Annotated in this window: 6 protein-coding genes; all 6 read left to right on the top strand. The window is 35.0% G+C overall.

The window, feature by feature from the left end; translation table 11 throughout:
- Positions 1-82 precede the first annotated feature (82 nt).
- Entirely contained in the window at positions 83-886 is an 804-nt protein-coding gene (locus RT41_RS10035) for a phage replisome organizer protein (RefSeq protein WP_096819267.1), read from the top strand.
- Positions 883-1,620, top strand: a complete 738-nt coding sequence (locus RT41_RS10030) for a hypothetical protein (protein ID WP_054640058.1) — start codon at positions 883-885, stop codon at positions 1,618-1,620. Before RT41_RS10035 ends, RT41_RS10030 begins: the two co-directional genes overlap by 4 nt.
- A complete protein-coding gene (locus RT41_RS10025; protein ID WP_096819265.1) occupies positions 1,617-2,375 on the top strand; it encodes a DNA-methyltransferase in 759 nt (252 codons plus the stop codon). The genes RT41_RS10030 and RT41_RS10025 overlap by 4 nt, the downstream gene beginning before the upstream one ends.
- Complete coding sequence (locus RT41_RS10020; protein ID WP_054640059.1) at positions 2,365-2,757, top strand: RusA family crossover junction endodeoxyribonuclease; 393 nt, start codon at positions 2,365-2,367, stop codon at positions 2,755-2,757. The genes RT41_RS10025 and RT41_RS10020 overlap by 11 nt, the downstream gene beginning before the upstream one ends.
- Entirely contained in the window at positions 2,754-3,017 is a 264-nt protein-coding gene (locus tag RT41_RS10015; RefSeq protein ID WP_096819263.1) for a hypothetical protein, read from the top strand. Before RT41_RS10020 ends, RT41_RS10015 begins: the two co-directional genes overlap by 4 nt.
- Before the next feature lie 111 nt (positions 3,018-3,128).
- Positions 3,129-3,278: a hypothetical protein gene (locus tag RT41_RS10530; protein ID WP_180752722.1), complete on the top strand. Its 150-nt coding sequence runs from the start codon at positions 3,129-3,131 to the stop codon at positions 3,276-3,278.
- Positions 3,279-3,334 lie beyond the last annotated feature (56 nt).

Below are 3,334 nucleotides of genomic sequence, written 5' to 3'. Positions count from 1 at the left end.
ATCGCACCGACAGCCCTATTTAATTGAAAATATAATGGACCAGATTTGGTCTTTGAAATAAAAACCAACGAAAGGAGAAATTTTGGCGGAAATAAGTTGGATTAAGTTAAGTGTCAATATATTTGATGACGAAAAAATAAAATTAATTGATACGATGCCAGAAAATGATGCGATTTTCAGAATTTGGGTTTTCTTACTCAGTATGGCAGGCAAAACAAATGATTCAGGATTAATTTATTTAAGCGATGATATTCCATATACAGATGAGATGATAGCAACTTTATGTGATCGTCCGATTTCAATTGTAAGGCTTGCATTGAACACATTTAAGAAGTTTGGAATGATAGAAATATATCAAAATGGTATCTTGAATATTACGAATTGGGGTCAGCATCAAAATCTTGATGGAATGGACAAAATTCGTGAACAGGCAAGATTACGTAAACAGAGCCAACGAAAGCGAGAAAAAAGCAAAGAATTATTAGAAAGTCACGTGACGTCACGTGACAGTCACGCAACAGAAAGAGAGAGAGATAAAGAAAGAGAATTAGAAAAAGAAAAAGAAAAAGAAATAGAGAGAGAAGAAAACATAGATGAAAAATTCGCTCGCTATTTCCAAATCTTCATTAATTTCACTAAAAAGAATCTTAATAAAAGAGCAATGGCTTTGCAAGAATTTATCAAATTGCCACCATTTCAAAAAGATGAAGCAATTATTGGAGCTGAGAATTATACAACATGGTATGAGAAAGACAGCCCTGATGATGTGAGCCATCAATACAGTGTAAATGCCTATGAGTTCTTAAGAAATGCGATGTTCACAGAATATCAAGAAGTTCCGATTGTTTCCAAAACTAAGCCAAAACGGACAGGGGGAATGCGTTGATAGAAAAAGAACCTGATTACCTCTCTCTAAAGCGAATTACAACTGGACTAGGCACTTGTGAAATACACGGTTGTGAATATGGTGGCTTTGCTAATCCAGTTCCAGCAGTTGATCGTGATGAACATGGAAATATCGTTGGTCATCATATGTATACAGTGAGAGCTTGTCCCATGTGCGATATGGAACGCATCTCTAAAATCAATACAAATAAACACTTACTAGCAGATAACAATTCAGCACAAGCAACGCTGCAAACTGATCAAGAGGACTATGTTTCAAAATTTGAACGGAAAAAGAAAATCTCACTTCGGAGAGATACGATTGTTCAATATGATTACAGCGATAGCTTAAGTGTTCAAAATGTAGAGAATATGAAATCATGGCTTGTCGATTATGTTGGGAAACAAATCAAGGTAAAAGTAGTAGACACGAATAAGTATGTTCGACAAGCTAAAGACAAGTTCATGAGTGATGAAGAAAAGCAGAAGTTCTTAAGGCTTAAGCACGAAATTGAAGTAGCTGATCTGGTCGTAGTTGACTCACTAGCTGACTACGAGGACAGAGAAGAATCAGAAATCAATAAAATGATGAGCAGTATTAAAGAAAAAGCAAGATTGATGGTACTAACGATCCCTGAGAGTGATGACAGATTAGGAACGTTACCTTCCAAATTGAAATACCGAATGGCACAGGCTCAAATTTTAAGCTTATCAAGTACAGGAGGACAAAGATGAAGTTTGAAATATTTAATGATCACTTCCAAAACTATAAACGATATCAAATACCTAAAGCACAGCTTGTAATAGCTGACATTCCTTATAACTTAGGGAAAAACGCTTATGCAAGCTCTAACGCTTGGTATATTGACGGTGATAATAAAAATGGCGAAAGTGAAAAAGCAAATACAGAATTTTTTGATACTGATAAAGATTTTAGAATCGCAGAATTCATGCACTTTTGCTCGAAAATGTTAATAAAAGAGCCAAAAGAAAAGGGGAAAGCTCCAGCAATGATTGTTTTCTGTGCCTTTCAGCAAATGCAAATGGTAATGGATTACGGCAAAAAATATGGATTCAAGAACGCTTATCCGTTAGTTTTCGTCAAAGATTACAGCGGTCAAGTTCTAAAAGCGAATATGAAGATTGTAGGAGCTACTGAGTACGCTGTGGTTTTATATCGTGATAAATTACCAAAATTCAACAATAATGGCGAAATGATTTTCAACTGGATGCCTTGGGGCAGAGATAACAAGACAATCCCCAAAATTCACCCTACGCAAAAGCCACAGTCTGTTTTGAAAAGATTAATTGAAATCTTTACTGACAAGGGAGATACAATTATTGACCCTTGTATGGGAAGTGGTTCAACAATTAGAGCGGCCATAGAACTTGGAAGAAATGCTTATGGCTTTGAGATTAAGAAAGATTTTTATAATTTAGCAAAAGAAAAAATGCTCAAAGAATATGAGATGTCGCTCTTTGAAATTTGAATTTGAATTGGATAAAATGCCAACTACTCAGCAACAAAAAGGGATTAGCTGGCGGAATGGAAAGCCAATGTTTTACAACCGCAAGGGAACAGAGAACACAGAGCTACTTCAACAGTTGATCGATAACAAGCCTGGTACATCGTTTCTAAAACCAGTACCAATCAAGCTGTCTGTGACCTTTCACTTTGCCATTAAACAAAAGAAAAAGTGGTGGCAGTGGAAAACTACTCGTCCCGACTTAGACAATCTCATGAAGAATTTACAGGACTTCATGACAAAGCTAGGTTACTACGAAGACGACAGCCAAATTGCATGGCTCGAAGCGAAGAAGTACCACAGCGATAAAAATAAAATCATTATAGAAGTCGAGGAACTTAAATGACTGTCATTGATTTTTCAAAAAAGAAAATTGAGGAAAAAAGAAATGGGCGCTTCAAGGTAAAAATAAAAACCATTGAGGCTACAAATTCATTATTTGTTAGTTATGATATTGCAATCCGAGACTTCGAAGGAGATGACGAACTTGTCTGTGTTTATAGTGAGCATTATACAGGATCAGACCCAGTAAAAAGAGCAAAAGAAATGATTAATCAAATAAAAGATAAAAAAGTTACTAATGTTGAAGTCTATTACATGGACTAGATAGCCCTATTTCATGAAAATTACGCTTACATTGAGCGTTTAACATATCAGAGGTAAAGTTATACCTAAAATTATAAAAATGCCTTAGGAGGCAAAATAAGGGGCAAGTAAATGAGTAAATCTAAAAAAGAACAACGGATTATTTTTTATAAGGACAGAGATAAAGTTGAAGCAACTGTTTCAAAAGATGATAAATGGTTACAAAACTTACACAAGCAAGAACTTGAAGAACTACTTAAGAGGGCAAGCAATGAAACTTAAAAAAAATAAAGTGATTGGGAATTATTTTTATAAAGTAAGGAAAGAAAACAACTTGA

Source organism: Lactococcus fujiensis JCM 16395, from assembly GCF_002441655.1.
GTDB classification, from domain to species: Bacteria; Bacillota; Bacilli; order Lactobacillales; family Streptococcaceae; genus Lactococcus; species Lactococcus fujiensis.
This window is presented reverse-complemented; position numbering and strand designations above follow the sequence as displayed.